The organism is Rhizobium sp. P44RR-XXIV (assembly GCF_001999485.2).
In the GTDB taxonomy this organism is placed as follows: Bacteria; Pseudomonadota; Alphaproteobacteria; order Rhizobiales; family Rhizobiaceae; genus Rhizobium.
The window spans coordinates 931,359-951,551 of sequence record NZ_MPVZ02000029.1 but is presented as its reverse complement, the minus strand read 5'-3'; the positions used below and the strand labels follow the sequence as shown (position 1 = coordinate 951,551).

Genomic DNA, 20,193 nt, shown 5'->3' with positions numbered 1-20,193 from the left:
TCGAGCAAAGTTTCGATTTGAAAGCAAGGATCGGAGTTTTGAGACGCGGCTGAAGACGTAGTTTCGATCATGAGGACAAATCAAGGAGATACGACAATGAACCTCGCGATTGAGACTGACACCCTGCATTCCACTTCAACGGCCACCGATACTCTTTCCTACGCAGTCGCCGACTGCGAACTCGGCATGGTGCTGGTCGCGCGCAGCGTTAAGGGCGTCTGCGCGGTCCTTCTCGGCGACAATGCCGAGGAGCTGACGGCGGATCTTGCAGATCGCTTCCCGCAGTCGACACTGATTGCGAGCGCAGCCGCGGTGAAGGACGATGTTGCGAAAGTCTTGGGTTATATCGCAGAGCCCTCCGCCGGCCTTCATCTGACGCTCGATCTGCGCGGCACGCCGTTTCAGCGCCGTGTCTGGGAAAAGCTGAAGACAATTACTGTCGGCAAGACGGTCAGTTACGCGGAGTTGGGCAAGTCGATCAGTCCGCTGACGAATCCGAGAGCCGTCGCCAGCGCCTGCGCGGCTAACCCGATTGCGCTGGCGATTCCGTGCCACCGTGTCGTCCGTATGGATGGAGAGCTCGCAGGCTATCGCTGGGGTATCGAGCGCAAGCGCGAGCTGATCCGCAAGGAGGCCATGGCATGAGCCAGCCATTCGTCACCGCCACCGTTTCGGCCTCTGCGGATATGTCTGCAGAGGCGCGCGTTGCCGCCTACGACTGGAAGGCGCTGACAGGCGAGCTTGACAGCTACGGCTGCGCCGTTTTGCCGAAGCTTCTCACGCCGGAGGAATGCAGCCACATCGCCGCGCTCTATCGTGACAAGAGCCATTTCCGCAGCCATATCATCATGGCGCGGCATGGCTTCGGGAAGGGCGAGTATCGCTACTTCAACTATCCGCTGCCCGACCTTGTCGGCGGCTTACGCACGGCGCTCTATCCGCGCCTCGCCGGCGTCGCCAACGACTGGAACGAGCGGATGGGAATGGCTCAGCGGTTCCCCGCCGACCACGCCTCGTATCTGCGACAATGCCACGATGCCGGCCAGACCCGACCGACGCCGCTGCTGCTGCAGTATGTTCCGGGCGACTTCAACTGCCTGCACCAGGATCTGTATGGGGATCTGTGTTTCCCGATCCAGGTGGCGATCCTACTCTCCGAGCCGGGCCGCGATTTCTCAGGCGGTGAATTCGCTCTGACCGAGCAGCGGCCGCGCATGCAGAGCCGCGTCGAGGTCGTGCCGCTACACCAGGGAGACGCCGTCGCCTTTGCGGTTCACAACCGTCCGGTTCAGGGAACGAAAGGCAACTATCGCGTCAACCTGCGCCACGGTGTGAGCCGCGTCCGCTCCGGGATGCGTCACACAGTCGGGATCATCTTCCACGATGCCCGATGAGGAAACAATACTGGCGCCGCGATCCTCGCGGCGCTAGACGCTGTTCGGTGGCTAGTACGCCGCTGCCCCAGTCAAGGCGCGAAGTCGTTGAGAGGGCGGCAACTCACGACGGGGCAAGCGCCGTCGGCTGCCGGGACAGAGGCGCGAATGCCATATTGACCAGGGCCGCATTGGGCAGGGGTCGAGACGTAGCGATCATAGAGCGTCACGCGTCCATCACGGGATGGAAAACGCAGGATTGCCTGACGATCTCGCCCGAGGATCGCATGGACGCTCGCGCAATTCTGTGTGCGGATGTCAAACTTGTCGATCGCCATAGCCGGCGCAGCGACGCCGAGCACCAAAGCGATGGATAGCGTGGTTCTCCACATATGCCCCTCCGGATCTTTCCTGGCGCTGTGACGCCGTTGATCTAGAAAGCGCGGGATCACACGGCAGGATTGCCATCGACAATGCGCCGTACGGCCAATCTACACGAACAAGGCTTCGGGTCACTCCGCTTCTTATCTTCAAATCGAAAGCCTACACACCCGATCCAGCAGCTTCAGATTTTGCGCGATGTGGATGTCCCGCCTTATATTCCTGCAAACCTGGCTGAACCCTGCCTATTCCTTGAACCAGAGTGCGACGCCATTGGCGGCATCTGCATCAATGAGCAGACCGCCGTCGAAGGGCTGGGGTGAAAAGCCTCCGAGCGCCAGAGCATCCGCTGCAGTCTTCAATGAGCGGACTTTTAGGCCGAGTGCCACTTTGCGCTCATTGCCCTCAAAACCCTGTGGTACGGCCGAACCGAAGCGGGTGAGGGCGCTTGCCTCGGATATGAGATGGATTGTCACAACACCCGCCTGGATCGAGATCACGCTCTCGTGGATTTGCGGGGCGGCGGCCGACGGAAATCCGTCGAGCAGTTCGGTGATCGTTTGAGGCGCACGGCTGACGATGAAGACGTCGCTGATGTTTAAAACACCATTTGGGTGGTTCTGATCAACCGGACGCCAGACGAGCTCCGGCGTATTGTGCTGGCAGAAGAAGAAGCGGCCGTTCGAAATCGTGTCTCCGCCGATCTGGAAGGTACGAAAGCTTGCTGGCTTTTGCTCGCCATCCACGTCAACGGGGCGCGAGAAATCTCTCCAATCCGTCACCGGTTTTCCGGCAGCCGCCAATTCACCTTGCAGAGTGGCAGCATCGGTGGTGCGAAAGGCTAGCCCGTTCAGGCCGACCGGATAGGACCAGAGATCGGTCCTCTTCTTGTCGCCCTCCGGTGGGAAGCCAAGCAGCTCGACATAATTGTCGGCGAAGACGGCAAGATGATTGATGGAACCGAGCGTGTGGTAGCCTCGGGGTGTCAGCGCGAATCCGAGTTTGCGATAGAGCTCCGCAGCGGTGTCGAGCTGGTCGAGTACGCCGATGACCGCGTGATCGAGGACGAGGGGCTGAGCCGTAACGGGCATGAATGGAGTCTCCGAGGGTTAGATCTGTTAGATGGCCGCGAGGGTAGCCAATCTCAATGTGAGGTGTGGATGAGTGTCTCTGATCAGTGGCGGTGCCTGAAGCGGCGCGACGAGATCGCCGTGGAGAGCTCGGCACATTTCGATTGGAGCTCTTTCTCGGTGTCGTCTTCGAAATGGTCGTCGAGAAACAGCGAGCGAAACTCGCGAAGAAGCAGCCTCGTTTCAAGGTCGTCGCGCTCAGCGGAAAGGCGAAAAAAATGGCGTAGCCTGCCCATGATTTCTCTCCACTCAAGCTGCGTGATGAACGCTTGCGCGTGAAGTGGACATCAGTTTATGGATCGCGCGCAGAACATCCGATGAGGACGCAAAATGCTGGCCATCGAGCTCATGCACATGAAATTTCACGGCGATGAATTTCAACAAGTCCCTATCGGGAACTACGATGCCGACAGGCACGCCGGCATATTCGATCACCTGTTTCGCCATTGGGTCATCCGATCCTGTCAGCCCCTCTGCCGGGCATGTCCGACAAAGGGTAGGGGTCTTTAGTCTATTAATTTAGTAGACTATATAATGTGCTGTTATGGATGACCATTCCGGTTGATACCAAACGAACCTGGCAATCGTAGAAAAGAATTCCATACTTTATCGAGTTTTATCTTTTGAGTGACCTGCGCGAATTGGGCATTCGGGTATCAGCGGTTTGGCGTATATGCTCCCAGGGGCATCTCTTCCCCGATCTCAAAAGATCGCTTGAGCGCAGCCTGTGTCAGGTCGGTATTTTCCAAGTTCTTGCGGAATATTAGACATATATGTCGGATACCGGCGCAAATTCGGTCACTCTATCTGTCGCGTTCGAAGCCAGGCGGATGCATTGTGAGTGCAGTCAACGCGACTAGCGTTTCGTTCCTCCCTGTTGCGCTGCGTTGGCTGTTCCCTCTGGAGGTTTTTGACCTTCAAACTTTAAAGGGCTCCGGCTGTGCCGAGAGCCCTTTCTTTTTCTTCCCTGACCCCGGCGATCAAAATTTTCATGGATGGACGCATATCGGCAATATTCTTTGTCTTACGTCGCCATAAAGTCTATAAATTTTATCGACTATTAGTCGATCCGACGGCTATAAATTGGACACTCGTTGCGGACCCGGCCGGAGCCGGTGGCGAGTTGAATTGATGGTCAAAGGGCGAAGCAGCAATGACAACCTTGAATGAATATCTCGGGCAGAAGCGCGCAGCTCTGCTTAACCGGCGTGCGCGCGTAAAATCGGGAGAACTGGGCGCTGTTACCTTGAAAGCGAGCGCCAGCGCCGAGGGTCGCAGCGGTGTCCGCCGGATCAGAATTCGGGATTTCCAGGTTATCTCCGACAGCCCGCCTGATTTTGCCGGCTATAATCTGGGCCCGTCGTCGCCGGAGCTGTTGCTGGGCGCGCTTTCGAGCTGTTTGACCCATACCTATCTGATCCATGCTTCCGACCAGGGTGTGCCGCTCGAATCACTTCACGCGGAAGTCTCTGCGACCATCGATGCTCGTGCCGGGGCGGAGGGACATGAGGATGTGCCCGTCTATCCCCAGGACATCAGCTATCTGGTCACGGTTGTATCTCCCGCAAGCGGCGAGGAGATCGCCCGGCTGCAGGCGACCGTGGAGACGCTGTGCCCGATCCTCAATCTTCTGAAGCGTGGAAACGAGGTGCGTGGTCGGGTCGACCATCAGCAGCCCGGTCAATCGGCAACAAGCGCCTGACTATGACGACCGGTCCCCACGTTGGCGCAGCGCGCATAGCTCTTCAATCCTACCTTCAAGAAGAGATGCCATGGCCGACTCTCATATCGTTCACCATCTGAGCGAGCGAAAATCCGTTCCCGCCGTGGAGTGGCCAACATTATTCTTGCTGGTCGGCTGCCATCTCATCTGGCTGATGATTGGCGTGTTCCTGTACCCGGTTTTGCCGAATGTATCGCTCATCCTGCTAGGTATCTGCATCGCTTTTCATTCCTCACTGCAGCATGAGGTCCTTCACGGTCATCCTTTCCGCAACGAACGCTTGAACGAGTTGTTGGTCTTTCTGCCGATCGGGCTTTTTTATCCCTACCGAAGTTACCGGGACACGCATCTTCAACATCATACCGACGAACACCTGACGGACCCCTATGACGATCCCGAAAGCTACTATCGCACCCTTGGCGATTGGCTGAATCTGCCCAGAGCCTTTCAATTTCTTCTCACCATCAACAACACGCTGATAGGACGAATGCTTCTAGGACCGCCGCTCAACGTCATTGGTTTTACCATCAGCGAATGGCGTTTGATTGTGGCTGGCAACAGGCAGAAAAGAATGGCTTGGATCATGCATTTTATCGGTCTCGTGCCGGTGGGGCTCGCCATACATTTTCTCTTTGCCATGCCGATCTGGTTCTATGCGCTGAGGGTCGGCTACCTTGGACTGGCGCTCGTCGCGATCCGCTCATACTGCGAACATCAATGGTCGGAAGACCCGGATGGCCGAACCATCATCGTCGAGCGCTCTCTTCTTGCGCCGCTGTTTCTGTACAACAACCTCCACATCGTTCATCACAAGTTGCCGTGGGTGCCCTGGTATCGCCTGCCGGAACTCTATGAGACGACACGCGAGGAGTGGCAGCGCGTCAATGGCGGCTATGTCTTTCCGAACTATCTGGCTATTCTGCGTGCCTATGCTCTTAAGCCGAAGGAGCAGGTGGCCCATCCCGCGCTCCACCGGGAAGTGCTGCTGGATCGCGTGGTCACTCCTCAGGCTTTGGAGAAACTGGAAAGTCACATCTCATAGACAGATGACTCCTGTTCAGTTTTTCCTTTGTTCTGACGCTTATTTTATGAAAGCTGCCATCCATGTCTCTCGCCAGTCTTGCCATGTATGCCAGTCCGCCGGCCCTTGAGGAGGCGACCGATCTTCTATGGGCGTACATCCGGGACGAGCTGCGCGCCGCGGGACTGCGAAGCGTGCCTGACAGGCTTGATAAGCTGGTGCGGCACGATGATGCCTGGCTTCAGCCGAACCTGCTGCTATCCCAGACCTGCGGCTACCCCTATGTGCTGCGACTTCGCGGCCATGTTCGTCTCGTCGCGACACCGGAGTATGATTATCCGGGCTGTGTCGGCCCTCTCAAATGCAGCTTTGTCGTCGTGCCGAAAGAATCCAGGTTTCAGACGCTTGCGGATCTGAGGGGCGCTCGCGCGGCGATCAATCATCCCGAAAGCAATTCCGGAACCAACCTTTTTTGTGCGCTTGTTGCTCCTCAGGCGGAAAATGGACGTTTCTTTTCCTCTGTCGTCGAGACAGGAAGCCACAATGCAAGCTTGAGGTTCGTCAGCAGCGGCCTTGCGGATGTCGCCTCGATCGATTGCATAACCTATGGGAACATTCTGCGCTTCGAGCCTCGTTTGGTTGAGGGTGTCCGCATTATCGCGGAAACCCCGAAGGGGCCGGGACTGCCCTACATTACGCGCGCGACGGCAACCGACGAGGAGCTTTCGATCTTGCGCGCGGCATTGGCGGCCGTCGCTGATGATCGCCGAATGGATGAGGTGCGCGATACCCTAGGGCTCAGAAAGTTCAGCGTGCTGGAAGATGCTGACTATCAGCACTGCTGGACCTTGGGCGCGAAGCGGCGCGCATGGGTTATCCGGAGATTGCCTAGCCTCATTTTTCGCGTCGAAAGGGATGATCTATCCGATGCTATCGGCGTCGAGCGAAATGAAAATCGAGAAAGGCTCTGCCTTTTCGTCTCGGCTTGACTGATACAAGCTCGGCAAGAGCTGCGCGAATTACAGCATAAAGCGGACAAAATTTCTAAGGTTGAGCGGAAGTAGGGTGCAGTGTTCCTCGCGATCCGATGCACGTATCGGTAGTTTCCTGCATGACATAAATGACCGGAGACATGCATGATCCGCCTACTTATCCTCGGCACCGCATTTGCCGCCCTCCTTGCTGGCCCGACATTGGCGCAGCAGCCGACGAAACTGCTGAACGCCTCCTACGATGTTTCGCGCGAGCTCTTTGCCGCCGAGAACGAGGCTTTCATCAAGCAGCATCCGGGCGTCACCATCGATCAATCGCATGCCGGGACATCCAAGCAGGCTCGCTCGATCGTGGAGGGGCTGGAAGCCGACGTCGTGACCTTCAATCAGTCGACGGATATCGATTTCCTCGCCAAGAACGGATTTGTGTCGAAGGACTGGACCAAGGCCTTCCCGAACAATGCGTCTCCGTTCTACTCCTTCCCGTCATTCCTCGTGCGCGCCGGCAACCCGAAGAACATCAAGGATTGGGGCGATCTTGCTCGTGACGATGTTCACGCCGTTTTCCCCAACCCGAAAACATCAGGCAATTCCCGCTATACCTACCTTGCTGCCTACGCCTGGGCGAAAGAGGCCTATAAGGGCGATCAGGGGAAGATCGAGGCCTATATCACCAAGATCTTCAACAATGTTCCCGTCTTCGATACGGGTGGCCGTGCTGCCACGACGACTTTCGTCGAGCGTGAGACGGGCGATGTGCTGATCACGTTTGAGGCCGAGACCCGCGGCATCGTCAAGCAATATGGCAAGGACAAGGTCGAAAGCGTCATACCATCGGTGAGCCTGCTCGCGGAGTTTCCGGTCGCCGTTGTCGATAAGGTCGCCAAGAAACATGGTACCGAGGCGCTTGCGAAGTCCTATCTGGACTTCCTTTACAGCGAAGAAGGACAGCGGATTGCCGCCGAGTTCGGCAATCGGGTCAACAACGAAAAGGTCGCCGCCGAGGTGAAGGGCCAATTCCCCGATATCCGTCTGGTCAAGGTGGATGATGTCTTCGGTGGCTGGGAAAAAGTCCAGAAGGAACACTTTGCCTCGGGCGGCACGCTCGACAAGCTTTATGGCAGCCGCTAACTCCTGATTGGAATTCGCTTTTGATATCGCCCGGCGGACTTCGGTCCTGCCGGGCTTTGCCATAAAAGGAAATAGCAGGTTGAGACGGAACATCCTTCCGGGATTGCCGCTGTCGCTCGGTGTTACCCTTTTCTATGTGGGGCTCATCGTCGTTCTGCCGCTGGCCGCGCTTGTCTTTAAAACGGGGAGTCTGGGCTTCGAGGACTATTGGCGTGTCGTTTCTTCCCCGCGCGCGCTTGCGAGCTATCGCGTTACGGTTTCTTCGGCTTTTGGGGCAACTGTCTTCAATCTCTTCTTCGGCTTGGCGCTTGCCTGGGTGCTCACTCGCTATAGATTTCCCGGCAGACGCATCCTCGATGCCATGGTCGATCTGCCTTTTGCGCTGCCGACGGCCGTTGCCGGCATTTCACTGACAGCCTTGTTTGCGCCCAATGGCTGGTTCGGCTCCCTGCTGAGCCAGATCGGCATCAAGGTCGCCTATACCCCGCTCGGTATCGCCATCGCCATGTGCTTTACGTCGCTGCCCTTCATCGTGCGGACGGTGCAGCCTGTCTTGGAAGATCTCGATCCGGCGCTGGAGGAGGCGGCACAATCGCTCGGTGGTTCCGACTGGGAGATTTTCCGCAAGGTGATCTTCCCGTTGCTGACGCCGGCACTCCTTGCCGGCGTATCGCTCTCCTTTGCCCGCTGCCTCGGCGAATTCGGCGCGATCATCTTCATCGCCGGCAACCAGCCGATGTCGACGGAGATCACCTCGCTGCTGATCTTCATCCGGCTGGAAGAATATGACTACGTGGCCGCTGCCGCTATCGCGTCCGTGCTGCTTCTCGCTGCTTTCGTGATGCTCGCGGTTACCAACTGGCTGCAGGCGCGCGCGCTGCGCTACACGGTGAGGAACTGACCATGAGTGTCGCTCGAACCCGCCGAAAGCCGCCACGCGTCGGCGACCAGCCTGTTTTCCGGCGCAGCCTGATTGCCGTGGTGCTGATCCTTGCGGGTCTCCTCATTCTGGCACCGCTCATTGTCATCGCCGTCGAAGCCCTTTCCAAGGGATGGCAGGTCTATGTTGCGGCGATCGTTCATCCCGATACCGTCAGTGCCATCATACTGACGGTGGTGACCGCGCTGATTGCCGTTCCCGTCAACACCGTCTTCGGCATCGCTGCGGCCTGGGCGATTACGAAATTCGATTTCTGGGGAAAGCGGCTTCTGCTTGTGGTGATCGAAATACCCTTCTCGGTGTCGCCGATCGTCGCGGGTGTCGCCTATCTCTTCGTATATGGCCTGCAGGGCATATTGGGCCCAACGCTGGAAGAGTATGGCATAAAGATCCTCTTCGCGGTTCCCGGCATTATCTTGGCCTCGATGTTCGTCACGGCGCCCTTCGTGGCGCGTGAATTGATCCCGCTGATGCAGGCGCAGGGCCGTGACCTTGAAGAGGCTGCGACTTCGCTCGGGGCTTCCGGCTGGCGCACTTTTTTCGCCGTCACCCTGCCGAACATAAAATGGGCGCTGCTTTACGGCGTCGTGCTCTGCAATGCTCGCGTCATGGGGGAGTTCGGTGCGGTCTCGGTCGTGTCGGGCAATATTCGCGGCGAGACCAACACATTGCCGCTGCACATCGAATTGCTCTACCATGATTATCAGGCGGCAGGCGCCTTCGCCGCCGCCTCCATCCTCGCAATCATTGCCGTCTTTACCATCATTGCCAAGGTAGCGCTGGAGCGTCAGGGCGCTGGCCGGGCCCGCGCCGCCGTCAATTCCGCAGAGAAAGCATCATGAAAATTCGCCTCGAGCATGTCGTCAAAACCTTCGAGACTTTTCGAGCCGTGCGGGACGTGTTGCTGACCATCGAAAGCGGCGAGCTCGTCGCATTGCTCGGGCCGTCGGGCTCCGGCAAGACGACGATCCTGCGCATGGTCGCCGGCCTGGAATATGCCGACGGAGGCCATATCTATTTCGGTGAGCAGGATGCGACCGACATTCCGGTCCGCGACCGCGGCGTCGGTTTCGTGTTCCAGCACTACGCGCTCTTTCCGCATATGACGATCGCGCAGAACATCGCCTTCGGACTGAAGGTTTCCAAGGTGAAGCGCGAAAAGGCAGCTGTGGACGAGCGGGTTGCCGAGCTCCTGCGTTTGGTGCGGCTCGACGGACTTGCCGAACGCTTTCCGGCGCAAATTTCCGGCGGCCAGCGGCAGCGTGTAGCGCTTGCCCGCGCTCTGGCTGTCGACCCCAAGGTTCTGCTGCTCGACGAACCGTTTGGCGCGCTTGACGCCAATGTTCGCCGCGATCTTCGGCGCTGGCTGCGGGAAATCCATTCCGAGCTGGGGATCACGACGCTGTTCGTGACGCATGATCAGGAAGAGGCGCTTGATCTCGCCGACCGGGTCGTTGTTCTGAAAGACGGCCAGATCGTTCAGCAGGGTACGCCTGGAGAGGTCTGCCGAGATCCGAAATCGGCTTTCGTCATGCGCTTTCTGGGCGATACCAATGTCATTGCCGCGGAGGTGCGCGACGGTGCCGCCCATGTTGGCGACGTAGCGATTGCAGCCTCCGGCCTGCCCAACGGCAAGGCGGAGATCCACGCTCGCCCTGCCGATCTGATCTGGTCAAATGAAGGGCCTGGGATTCCGGCCCATGTTGGCCGGGTTCTCGATCGGGTCGATGGACGCCGCGTCTTGGTGACGACCCGGAACGGAGAACAGCTGGAATTCGACGTCGAGCCGGAGAGGGCGGTCGAAGCCGGCGAGGATGGTTTTGTCCAATTCCGACGGGCCAAGGTTTTCCCGGCGTAGGGCGGTCGCGTTGGCTTGAGGGCTGGCCCGAACAGCGTGGCGTCCTAAATTATAGGGTCATGTGGTCCGCGAAGACGGAGAAGGACATTCAATGATCTATGATGCCGTGATCGTAGGCTCGGGTTTCTCTGCGATCGCGACTGTCTGCAATCTTGTCGAACTCCTGCCTGCTTCCGCGTCGATCGCCATTGTCGGCGACGATCCCGGCTTTGGAAGGGGAACGGCCTATCGCACCGAGCTCTACCTGCATCGGCTGAACGTGCCGGCTGGCCGCATGAGCCTCTATCCGGACAGGCCGGACAATTTCGTTGAATGGCTGCGTGAGCGCAAGCGGCCGCTCGGAGCCGGCGATTTCGCATCGCGTCAGGACTATGGCCTCTATATTCGCGATAGTCTGGCGGAGCTTCTGCGCCACAAGAAGCCGCGTTGCCGGGTCGATTTCATCAAAGCGAAGGCAACTGGTTGTGTCGAGCGCTACGGGACGGTGATCGGCTTTCTGCTGGATAATGGCAATGAGATCGCGGGCCGGAATATTGTACTCTGTCTCGGCGTCGGAAATGCCAAATTGCCAATCGATCTCTCGGCATTGTCCCCGCGCGCGCTGGCGCATGTCGTCAAAAATCCCTGGCGGCTCTCTTGGTTGAGGCGTGTGGAAGCGACGGACAGGGTTTGCATTCTGGGTTCCGGCCTCACCATGATCGACCAGGTCCTGGCTCTGTCGGCGCACGGGTTCACCGGAAAAGTCACGGTGCTGTCGCGCCGTGGTCTCGCACCGCTCGATCACGTCAGGGCGCCAAAGCTGGCAATGGAAATCGACGTTGCTGCATTGCCGACACGAATGAGCGAGCTTCTGCACGCTCTACGTCAGCAAAGCCGGACCTCCGGCGATTGGCGGAGCGTCATGGATGGGTTGCGCCCGAAGACCCAGGCGCTTTGGCTGAGGTTGCCTGAAGTCGAGCGGCGGCGGTTTCTGCGCCATGCATTGCCGTGGTGGAATATTCATCGCCATCGCGTCGCGCCCGATGTTTTCGGGAAGTTCGACTCGATGATAAGAAGCGGGCAGGTCTCGATCCGCGCCGGCTATCTGCTTGATGTCGAGGGCTCCAATGGTCTGACGCTGCGCTATCGTCCGAGAGGACGAAGCGATATCTCGTCGCTCGAGGCGGATTGGGTCGTCAATTGCACCGGCATGGAGCGGGCAGGTATCTCGCATTCGCCGCTGTTGCGCGAGATGCAGCATCAGGGACTGATCGAGGCCGATCCGTTGAACCTTGGGATCACTGTCGACGCCCAATCGCGCATCCCGCGCTCGACAAGCAGCGGCCCCGCCATCTACGCCGTCGGCGCTCTGACGGCAGGCCAATTCTGGGAGATTACCGCCGTACCGGATATTCGTGTACAGGCCAGAAAAGTCGGGCAGGCGATTGCCGGCGGCGTGCAGTGAAACCTTCGAGGCTTTCAGCAGAGGCAACTCTCGGCAGTCAATTCGAAAGGGCGGCGGCGTTTCCCATCCTTGGACGGGTTGTGCACTACAACTTGCGGCCGGCATCAGCAGCAGCAAGAAACGATAACGGCCGCATTGACAAAGCGGGAATGACCGTATTTTAATCACGCTCAAGATATGAGCATATTCGCTCGTCTTATTGACATGACTTCGTTCGTCGAAGGGCAATAGCGCCCCACAACGCCCCGGTTTCCGGGACCCGCGTTGTGGGATTTTTTATTTTTGGGGTTTCGATGCAAGACGTCGTGAAGATCGGCATTCTCTACTCGACCACGGGGCCATATGGCTCGCTTGGCCGCGAGGCCCGGCTCGGCGCCGAGTTCGCGCTTCACGACTATCACCAGAATGGCGGCGGGAAGGCAGAGCTCGTCTTCTTCGATCCGCATGCCGACCTTGCCGCCTATCTCGAAGGCGCGCGCAGCTTGATGCGTGATAGCGGTTGCCGGCATATTGTCGGCACCATCACCTCGGCCGCCCGCAAGGAAGTCATCCCGCTGGTCGAGAAGCATGATGGCCTGCTTTGGTATATGTGCCCCTATGAGGGGTTCGAGGCCAACGAAAACGTCATCTATATTGGCGCATGTCCGAACCAGCATCTCATTCCGTTATTCGAGCATCTCATCCCTCGTCACGGCTCGAGACCCTATCTCGTCGGGGCGAATTACGTCTGGGGTTGGGAAATGAACCGGCTCGCCCGCGAGCTGATCGTCAATGCCGGCGGGACTATTCTCGGCGAGCGCTATCTGCCGCTGGAAGAGACCGCGGTTGAGCGTATCATTGCCGATATCGCCGAAAAGCGGCCGAGCTTCATCCTCAACAATCTGATCGGCCCGTCGAGCTACGCCTTCCTCGCTGCCATCGGTGAACTCGGCAAGCGCGACCCTCACTTCCTGCCGGAAAACTGCCCGGTTGCGAGCTGCGATCTGACGGAATGCGAGCTGGCCGATATCGCAGGTGGGGCGGTGGGACAGCTTTCGGCGCTTTCCTATTTCGATGGTCTGAACTCCAGCGAGAATCTTGCCTTCAAATCCCGCCTCAACGCATGGCGCCCGGAAATCGGCAAGGTTTCCACCATCTTTGCCAGCTCCTATACCGCCGTCGCCCTTTGCATCGCCGCGATCGAAGCCTGCGGCAGTGACGATCCCGTTATGGTCAGGCAGGAAGTCATCTCACGCTCATGGCCGTCAGTTCTCGGTGACCTCGTTGTCGATCCGACGACAAACCACGCCGCGTTACCCTTCTATCTCGGGCGGATCAATGCGCAGCAGGGATTCGATCTCATCGCCTCGGAGCAGGCCATTCCCGCCGATCCCTATCTGATCACCAGCAGGCAGAAGCCTGCCCGGCATCTTCGGGTGGTGCAGTCATGAACGGCACGCCCAATTTTGCCGGATGGCACGTCACGATCCTCGCCGGGGAAGATACGAATACCGAGAGGCTGAACCGCCAGCTCATCGTTCTCGGCATGCGGGTGAACCGCCAATGGAAGCCCATCGCGACAGGCGATCTGCCCGATGTCGTCATCGTTGACGTCGACCGTGGCTGGGATGAGCTCATCCCGTGGAGTGGCGACAAGCCGTTGCGGCCCGTGGTTGCCGTGCTCGGCTCGGAAGCGCCGGGCCGTATCGCCTGGGCCATGCGCCAGGGTGCCGGCGCCATCATTCCGAAGCCGGTGATGGCATCCGCCGTCTTCCCCGCGCTTGTGCTGGCGGTCTCCATCCATGAAGAGCGCATCAAGGCGCCGGCCGCATCGCCCATCTGGAGGAGCGCCTGAAGCTGCGTCCAGTCGTCTATTCGGCAATCGAGCGGCTGAAGGCCGAGCGTCACATCGACGACGAATGCGCCTATGCCATCTTGAGAAACTGCGCCATGCGCCGGCGTCTCCCGGTCGAACAGATCGCCGCCTTCTTTCTCGTCGGCTCCGAAACCCTGTCCGAGGTCGGCTGATGCGGGTGCTCAGGGAACTTTGCCGGCAGCCCGCGGGGCTGTTCGGTCTCATCATCGTCGTGGCCGTCGTCGCGATGGCGCTTGCCGCACCATGGCTTGCGCCCTTCGACCCCGATAATCAGATGTTCGATGGCCTTACGCTGGAGGGTGCGCCGATACCGCCGAGCGGCCAGTTCCTGCTCGGCACCGATACGCTCGGGCGTGATCTTTTTTCGCGGCTGCTGTTTGGGGCGAGGACATCATTAATCATCGGTCTGGTGGCCAATGGCGTTGCGGTCGCGATCGGCCTCTTCGTCGGCGTCATGGCCGGCTATCTGCGCGGCTGGGCCGGCAGCGTGCTGATGCGCTTTACAGACCTGATGATGGCCTTTCCCGCATTGCTGCTGGCCATCGTGCTCGCCGCTATCCTGAAGCCCAGTCTCTGGATCGTCGTCATGGTCATCGCGCTGGTAAATTGGGTCCAGGTGGCCCGTATCGTCTACACCGAAACCCGCGGACTGGTGGAGCGGGACTTCATCATGGCCGAGCGGGCGCTTGGCGCCGGTCGCATCCGTATCGTCATCCTGCATATCTTGCCGCATCTCGTGCCCACGGCCATCGTCTGGGGAACGCTCGGCATTGCCACGACCGTTCTTCTGGAAGCGACGCTCTCGTTCCTGGGCGTCGGGGTTCAACCGCCACAACCGTCCTGGGGCAACATCATCTTCGAAAGCCAGAGCTATTTCCAGGCAGCCCCCTGGCTCGTCTTCTTCCCCGGCGCAGTCATTCTGCTCACCGCTCTTGCCTTCAATCTCGTCGGCGACGCACTGCGCGATATTCTCGATCCGACCCAGCGGGGTAGAGGCTGATGCTGAACGTTCTCGCAAAGCGCCTCGTTCAATCGGCACTCATCCTTCTCGGCGTTGCCGCCATCACCTTCGTCCTGCTCTATGCGCTGCCGGCGGACCCGGCGCGCATGATCGCCGGCCGCAGCGCCACACCGCAGACGGTGGACAATATTCGCCACGAACTTGGCCTCGACCAATCGCTCCTAACGCAGTTCCTGCACTATCTGAACGGCCTGCTGCACGGCGATCTCGGGCGTTCCTATGCCCAGAAGACGCAAGTTATGACGCTGATCCTGGCGCGCCTGCCGGCCACGATCACCTTGATGGCCGCGGGCATCTTCGTCGAGGTGCTGCTCGGGCTGACGCTCGGCATCATCGCAGCGCTCGATCGCGGCGGCCCAACCGACCGCCTGGTGATGGCCTCCGCATTCGTCGGGGTATCTGCGCCGCAATTCGTCGTGGCATTGCTCCTGCTCTATCTTTTCGCCGCGACGCTCGGCTGGTTTCCGATGAGCGGTTACGGCAGCTTCTCCAATATCGTGCTGCCGGCCGCCACGCTCGGGTTGCTCGGCGCCGGCTGGTATGCCCGCATGGTTCGCTCGGCGATGATTGACGTGCTGAACCAGGACTTCATCCGCACGGCACGGGCAAAGGGCCTCTCGCGGCGGCGCATCATTCTGCGCCATGCGTTGCCGAACGCGATCCTGCCCATCATCGCCATGATCGGCATCGATATCGGCCAGTTCATGGGTGGCGTTGTGGTGGTGGAAGCCGTCTTCGGCTGGCCGGGGATCGGGCAGCTTGCGTGGCAAGCGATCCAGCAGGTCGACATCCCGATCATCATGGGCGTCACGCTCACCTCGGCGCTGGCCATCATTCTCGGCAATCTCATTGCCGACCTCATCGCACCGCTTATCGATCCACGTATCCGCTCGCATTGAATCATACCAAGAAGGGGAACTAACCTATGTTCAAAAGCTGGTTACTCAGAACGACGACAGCCGCCGTCCTCGCCTTTATGCCGCTGGCAGCTCATGCATCCGATCAGCCGAAGCAGGGCGGCGACATCATCGTCACCTACAAGGACGATATCACGACGCTCGACCCGGCTATCGGCTACGACTGGGTGAACTGGTCGATGATCAAGAGCCTGTTTTCGCGGCTGATGGACTATGAGCCCGGTACGGCAAAGCTGGTCCCGTCGCTCGCTGAAAGCTTCACCGTCTCACCCGACGGCCAGACCTATACTTTCAAGCTGCGCAAGGGCGTGAAGTTCTCGAACGGCCGTGAAGTCGTCGCCTCCGACGTCAAGTACTCGATCGAGCGCGCAGTCAATCCGAAGACACAGGGTCCCGGCGCCGGCTTCTTCGGCGCGATCAAGGGCTATGACGATATGTCGGCCGGCAAGGCCGACAATCTTCCGGGCATCGAAGCGCCTGATGCAAGCACAGTCGTCTTCCATCTGAGCCGCCCGGATGCGACCTTCCTGCATGTGCTGGCGATCAATTTCGCCTCCGTCGTGCCGAAGGAGGCCGTAGAGGCTGCGAACGGCGATTTCGGCAAGAAGCCGGTCGGCTCCGGCACCTTCGTCCTGAAGGACTGGACTATCGGCCAGAAGCTCGTCTTCGAGCGCAACAAGGATTATTTCGCCAAGGATGTTCCGCACGTCGACAGTTTCACCGTTGAGGTCGGCCAGGAGCCGCTGGTGGCGTTGCTGCGACTGCAGAAGGGGGAGGTCGATATCGTCGGCGACGGCATACCGCCGGCCAAGTTCCTGGAGATCAAGAACTCTCCCGATGGCGCGAACATGATCGTCGACGGCGAGCAGCTTCACACGGGCTACATTACGCTCAACACCCGGGTGAAGCCGTTCGACAATCTGAAGGTCCGCGAAGCGGTCAACATGGCTGTCAACAAGGACCGCATCACGCGCATCCTGAATGGCCGTGCAACGCCGGCAAATCAGGTCCTGCCGCCGCTGATGCCGGGATACGACAAGTCGTTTCAGGGCTTTGCCTATGACGTGAAAAAGGCCAAGGCCCTGCTTGCCGAAGCAGGCTATGCCGATGGCTTCTCGACGGTGCTCTATTCCACCAATACCGATCCGCAGCCGCGCATCGCTCAATCGATCCAGCAGGATCTGGCAGCCGTCGGCATCAAGGCTGAAGTACGCGCGCTTGCGCAAGCCAATGTCATCTCCGCCGGCGGTACCGAAGGCGAAGCGCCGATGATCTGGTCCGGCGGCATGGCCTGGATCGCCGACTTCCCGGATCCGTCCAACTTCTATGGCCCGATCCTCGGCTGCTCCGGTGCCGTTCCCGGCGGTTGGAACTGGTCGTGGTATTGCAACAAGGCTCTCGACGAGCGCGCCGTCGCCGCCGACTCCATGTCGGACCCGGCCAAGGTCGTCGAACGCCAGGCTGCCTGGGGCAAGATCTTCACCGACATCATGGCGGATGCTCCATGGGTGCCTGTGATCAACGAGCGCCGCGTGGTCGCCAAGTCGCCGCGCATGGGTGGTTCGGGCAGCATCTATGTCGATCCGACCCGCGTCATCAACTACGACGCGATCTTCGTGAAGTAGCAAGCCAAAGAAACCAAGCCATCTCCCTCGCAGTGCGCGGGGGAGATGATCGCCAGCGGATTTGAACCCGGAGACTATCATGTGCATCGCCTGCACCCACACCATTCATCGCGCACAGCATAATTTCGGCTGGAACAAGGACTTTCCGCCGGCCCTGACAGCCAAGGCGGGCGAAACCATCCTGTTCGAATGCCTGGATTCATCGGGCGGGCAGCTGGGTGCCGACGCTACGCTGGAGACGCTTGCAAATCTGGATTTCGGCAAGATCAATCCGGTCTCCGGTCCGGTCTATGTGGAGGGCGCTCAGCCAGGTGACGCTCTCAAGGTGACGATCCGCAAATTCCACCCAACCGGCCACGGCTGGACGGCCAATATTCCCGGCTTCGGCCTTCTGGCCGACCAGTTCAAGGAACCGGCTCTGCACGTCTGGAAATACGATAGCGTGACGATGGCGCCGTCCGCATTCGGGCCCGGCGGTCGGGTGCCGCTCAAGCCATTTGCCGGAACGATTGGCGTGGCACCCGCCGAGCCCGGTCTTCATTCCGTCGTGCCACCCCGTCGTGTCGGTGGCAATCTGGACATTCGCGATCTCACGGCGGGCGTCACGCTCTACCTGCCGATCGAAACCGAAGGCGCGCTCTTTTCCGTCGGCGACACGCATGCTGCCCAGGGCGATGGCGAAGTCTGCGGCACGGCAATCGAGAGCCAGATGAATGTGGAACTGACCCTCGATCTGGTGAAGGGCGCAAACCTCAAGACGCCGCGCTTTACGACCACCGAGCCGGTGACGCGGCATCTCGATGGCGCCGGCTACGAAGTGACAACGGGTATCGGCCCGGATCTGATGACCGGCGCGCAAGAGGCGGTCATGCGCATGATCGATCTTCTTACCGCCGAGCACGGCCTCAATCCCGTCGATGCCTACATGCTTTGCTCGGTTTGTGGAGATCTGAGGATCAGCGAAATCGTCGACATGCCCAACTGGGTGGTCTCCTTCTACTTTCCAAGGATCGTCTTCGCGTGACCACTCAAAGCGACCGCCCCTCGGTTCTCTCCGTCCGCAATCTGAGCGTCGATGCCAGAACGCCGGAAGGGTTGAAGCGCATCCTCGACGATGTGAGCTTCGACCTCGAGCCGGGCAAGACGCTTTGCCTTGCGGGCGAGTCCGGATCGGGAAAGTCGGTGACCTCGCTTTCGATCATGGGCCTGCTGCCTAAGGCTTCGCTCAAGGTCGCGTCCGGCGAGATCCTGCTGGAAGGCCGCAATATCGTCGGCATACCGCATCGCGCACTTCGCCAGATCCGCGGCGGCGAAGTGGCGATGATTTTCCAGGAGCCGATGACCTCGCTTAATCCGGTGATGACGATCGGCGAACAACTGGTCGAAGCTATTCGCGAGCATCAGGCCGACACCGCAGGCGGCGCAGTGCAGATTGCCAGATCGATGCTCGACGCCGTCCAGATCAACGATGCCGCCAAACGGCTGAAGCAATATCCGCATGAGCTTTCGGGCGGCATGCGCCAGCGCGTCATGATCGCCATGGCTCTGTCCTGCCGTCCCAAGGTGCTGATCGCCGATGAGCCGACCACTGCACTGGACGTTACCGTGCAGGCGCAGATCCTGACGCTGATGCGCGAGCTTCGCAACGAATTCAACACCTCGATCCTGCTGATCACCCATGACATGGGCGTGGTGGCTGAAATGGCAGATCGCGTCGCCATCATGCAGCACGGCCGCATTGTCGAGCAGGGCGATGCGCTTGCCATCTTCGGTACGCCAAGCCAGACATACACACGCGAATTGCTGGCTGCGGTGCCGCGTCTCGGCGCGCATGCCGGCACCGATGAGCCGCCGCGCGTTTCGGACATGCCGAAGAAGGCGACACCAGCCGCTGGCTCCATCCTCGAGGTGGAGAAGCTGAGCGTGACCTATGGTGCAAAAGCAGGATTGTTCGGCAGGGGTGCAAAAAACGCACCGACCGTCAACGAAGTCTCTTTCGCGATCAAGGCGGGGCAAACGCTCGGGTTGGTCGGGGAGAGCGGATCGGGCAAGTCCACAACGGGCAAGGCGATCCTCAGTCTCATCGCTTTTTCAGGCAGCGTGAAAATCGAAGGCCGCGAGACCAGCGGTCTCTCCCCTTCGAAAATGCAGCCAACGCGTCGCGCCGCGCAGATGATCTTTCAGGATCCCTACGCTTCGCTCGATCCCCGGATGAGCGTCGGTTCGGCGGTAGCCGAGCCTCTCGTCATCCACAATGTCGGCAATGCCTCCGAACGACAAGACCGCGTCGCAGCACTGCTGAAGCGCGTCGGGCTGACGACAGACGCTGCAAGCCGTTATCCCCACGAATTCTCGGGCGGCCAGCGCCAGCGCATTTGCATCGCGCGGGCATTGGCGCTCGAACCGAAACTCATCGTGGCCGACGAAAGCGTGGCGGCGCTCGACGTCTCGGTTCGGGCGCGCGTTCTGGATCTGATGCTGGAGCTGCAGGAGCAGATGGGCCTCGCCTATCTGTTCATTTCTCACGATATGGCTGTCATCGAGAAAATGTCGCATCACGTCGCCGTCATGCGCGGCGGCCGGATCGTTGAGATGGGTACGCGACGGCAGGTGTTCGAAAATCCGAGCGACGACTATACGCGAGACCTCATGGCCGCGGTTCCGGTCCCCGATCCCGCCTATTATCGGATGGGGCGCCAGGCGGTACTGTAGTTCTGTTTGAAGGCGTTCGGCCGACCCGACCTCCGGCGTCGATGTGGTCGCGGTCACACTGGTGCAACGG

22 protein-coding genes are annotated in these 20,193 nt (G+C 59.6%); 18 read left to right on the top strand and 4 right to left on the bottom strand.

Annotation, left to right across the window (positions count from 1 at the left end; translation table 11 throughout):
• The first annotated feature begins 96 nt into the window (after nt 1-96).
• Together BSK43_RS30380 and BSK43_RS30375 are read left to right on the top strand one after the other, a co-directional pair.
• Nucleotides 97-645: a methylated-DNA--[protein]-cysteine S-methyltransferase gene (locus tag BSK43_RS30380; protein WP_077467241.1), complete on the top strand. Its 549-nt coding sequence runs from the start codon at nt 97-99 to the stop codon at nt 643-645.
• Nucleotides 642-1,394 carry a 2OG-Fe(II) oxygenase gene (locus BSK43_RS30375; protein ID WP_077467240.1) on the top strand — a complete coding sequence of 251 codons (753 nt, stop codon included), beginning with the start codon at nt 642-644 and terminating at the stop codon, nt 1,392-1,394. Before BSK43_RS30380 ends, BSK43_RS30375 begins: the two co-directional genes overlap by 4 nt.
• Nucleotides 1,395-1,465: 71 nt before the next feature.
• Here the strand turns inward: BSK43_RS30375 and BSK43_RS30370 are convergent, their stop codons facing one another.
• The 4 genes from BSK43_RS30370 to BSK43_RS30355 all read right to left on the bottom strand — a co-directional run bounded on the left by BSK43_RS30370 (nt 1,466) and on the right by BSK43_RS30355 (nt 3,331).
• On the bottom strand, nt 1,466-1,765 hold the full coding sequence (locus BSK43_RS30370; protein ID WP_077467239.1) for a hypothetical protein: 300 nt from the start codon (nt 1,763-1,765) through the stop codon (nt 1,466-1,468).
• A 234-nt stretch (nt 1,766-1,999) separates the two neighbouring features.
• The gene (locus BSK43_RS30365) at nt 2,000-2,845 is read right to left on the bottom strand and encodes a VOC family protein (RefSeq protein ID WP_077467238.1); all 846 of its coding nucleotides are present in this window, start codon (nt 2,843-2,845) and stop codon (nt 2,000-2,002) included.
• Between the two features lie 83 nt (nt 2,846-2,928).
• Complete coding sequence (locus tag BSK43_RS30360; protein WP_077467237.1) at nt 2,929-3,120, bottom strand: hypothetical protein; 192 nt, start codon at nt 3,118-3,120, stop codon at nt 2,929-2,931.
• Between the two features lie 13 nt (nt 3,121-3,133).
• Entirely contained in the window at nt 3,134-3,331 is a 198-nt protein-coding gene (locus BSK43_RS30355) for a hypothetical protein (RefSeq protein WP_077467236.1), read from the bottom strand.
• A gap of 706 nt (nt 3,332-4,037) precedes the next feature.
• Here BSK43_RS30355 and BSK43_RS30350 point away from each other — a divergent pair.
• The 16 genes from BSK43_RS30350 (at nt 4,038) to BSK43_RS30280 (ending at nt 20,123) form a co-directional block, all read left to right on the top strand.
• Nucleotides 4,038-4,586 carry an OsmC family protein gene (locus tag BSK43_RS30350; protein ID WP_077467235.1) on the top strand — a complete coding sequence of 183 codons (549 nt, stop codon included), beginning with the start codon at nt 4,038-4,040 and terminating at the stop codon, nt 4,584-4,586.
• A 70-nt stretch (nt 4,587-4,656) separates the two neighbouring features.
• On the top strand, nt 4,657-5,649 hold the full coding sequence (locus BSK43_RS30345) for a fatty acid desaturase (protein ID WP_077467234.1): 993 nt from the start codon (nt 4,657-4,659) through the stop codon (nt 5,647-5,649).
• Between the two features lie 62 nt (nt 5,650-5,711).
• The gene (locus BSK43_RS30340; RefSeq protein WP_077467233.1) at nt 5,712-6,617 is read left to right on the top strand and encodes a PhnD/SsuA/transferrin family substrate-binding protein; all 906 of its coding nucleotides are present in this window, start codon (nt 5,712-5,714) and stop codon (nt 6,615-6,617) included.
• A gap of 147 nt (nt 6,618-6,764) precedes the next feature.
• Nucleotides 6,765-7,751: a sulfate ABC transporter substrate-binding protein gene (locus BSK43_RS30335; RefSeq protein ID WP_077467232.1), complete on the top strand. Its 987-nt coding sequence runs from the start codon at nt 6,765-6,767 to the stop codon at nt 7,749-7,751.
• A gap of 79 nt (nt 7,752-7,830) precedes the next feature.
• Nucleotides 7,831-8,652, top strand: coding sequence for a sulfate ABC transporter permease subunit CysT (cysT, locus tag BSK43_RS30330; RefSeq protein ID WP_077467231.1), 822 nt, complete (start codon nt 7,831-7,833; stop codon nt 8,650-8,652).
• A gap of 2 nt (nt 8,653-8,654) precedes the next feature.
• Nucleotides 8,655-9,533: a sulfate ABC transporter permease subunit CysW gene (cysW, locus tag BSK43_RS30325; protein WP_077467230.1), complete on the top strand. Its 879-nt coding sequence runs from the start codon at nt 8,655-8,657 to the stop codon at nt 9,531-9,533.
• Entirely contained in the window at nt 9,530-10,549 is a 1,020-nt protein-coding gene (locus BSK43_RS30320; RefSeq protein ID WP_077467229.1) for a sulfate/molybdate ABC transporter ATP-binding protein, read from the top strand. The genes cysW and BSK43_RS30320 overlap by 4 nt, the downstream gene beginning before the upstream one ends.
• 91 nt (nt 10,550-10,640) lie before the next feature.
• Complete coding sequence (locus BSK43_RS30315) at nt 10,641-11,993, top strand: FAD/NAD(P)-binding protein (protein WP_077467228.1); 1,353 nt, start codon at nt 10,641-10,643, stop codon at nt 11,991-11,993.
• Nucleotides 11,994-12,286: 293 nt separating this feature from the next.
• A complete protein-coding gene (locus BSK43_RS30310; protein WP_077467227.1) occupies nt 12,287-13,423 on the top strand; it encodes a transporter substrate-binding protein in 1,137 nt (378 codons plus the stop codon).
• The gene (locus BSK43_RS30305; protein WP_246662730.1) at nt 13,420-13,827 is read left to right on the top strand and encodes a hypothetical protein; all 408 of its coding nucleotides are present in this window, start codon (nt 13,420-13,422) and stop codon (nt 13,825-13,827) included. Before BSK43_RS30310 ends, BSK43_RS30305 begins: the two co-directional genes overlap by 4 nt.
• Nucleotides 13,803-14,000 (top strand): ANTAR domain-containing protein, encoded by a 198-nt coding sequence (locus BSK43_RS35885; protein ID WP_348641773.1) that lies wholly within the window; start codon nt 13,803-13,805, stop codon nt 13,998-14,000. Before BSK43_RS30305 ends, BSK43_RS35885 begins: the two co-directional genes overlap by 25 nt.
• The gene (locus BSK43_RS30300) at nt 14,000-14,848 is read left to right on the top strand and encodes an ABC transporter permease (RefSeq protein WP_077467225.1); all 849 of its coding nucleotides are present in this window, start codon (nt 14,000-14,002) and stop codon (nt 14,846-14,848) included. The genes BSK43_RS35885 and BSK43_RS30300 overlap by 1 nt, the downstream gene beginning before the upstream one ends.
• A complete protein-coding gene (locus BSK43_RS30295) occupies nt 14,848-15,768 on the top strand; it encodes an ABC transporter permease (protein WP_077467224.1) in 921 nt (306 codons plus the stop codon). Before BSK43_RS30300 ends, BSK43_RS30295 begins: the two co-directional genes overlap by 1 nt.
• A gap of 26 nt (nt 15,769-15,794) precedes the next feature.
• On the top strand, nt 15,795-17,411 hold the full coding sequence (locus tag BSK43_RS30290; protein WP_077467223.1) for an ABC transporter substrate-binding protein: 1,617 nt from the start codon (nt 15,795-15,797) through the stop codon (nt 17,409-17,411).
• 79 nt (nt 17,412-17,490) lie between these two features.
• On the top strand, nt 17,491-18,435 hold the full coding sequence (locus BSK43_RS30285; RefSeq protein WP_077467222.1) for an acetamidase/formamidase family protein: 945 nt from the start codon (nt 17,491-17,493) through the stop codon (nt 18,433-18,435).
• A complete protein-coding gene (locus BSK43_RS30280; protein ID WP_077467221.1) occupies nt 18,432-20,123 on the top strand; it encodes an ABC transporter ATP-binding protein in 1,692 nt (563 codons plus the stop codon). The genes BSK43_RS30285 and BSK43_RS30280 overlap by 4 nt, the downstream gene beginning before the upstream one ends.
• The last annotated feature ends 70 nt before the right edge of the window (nt 20,124-20,193 follow it).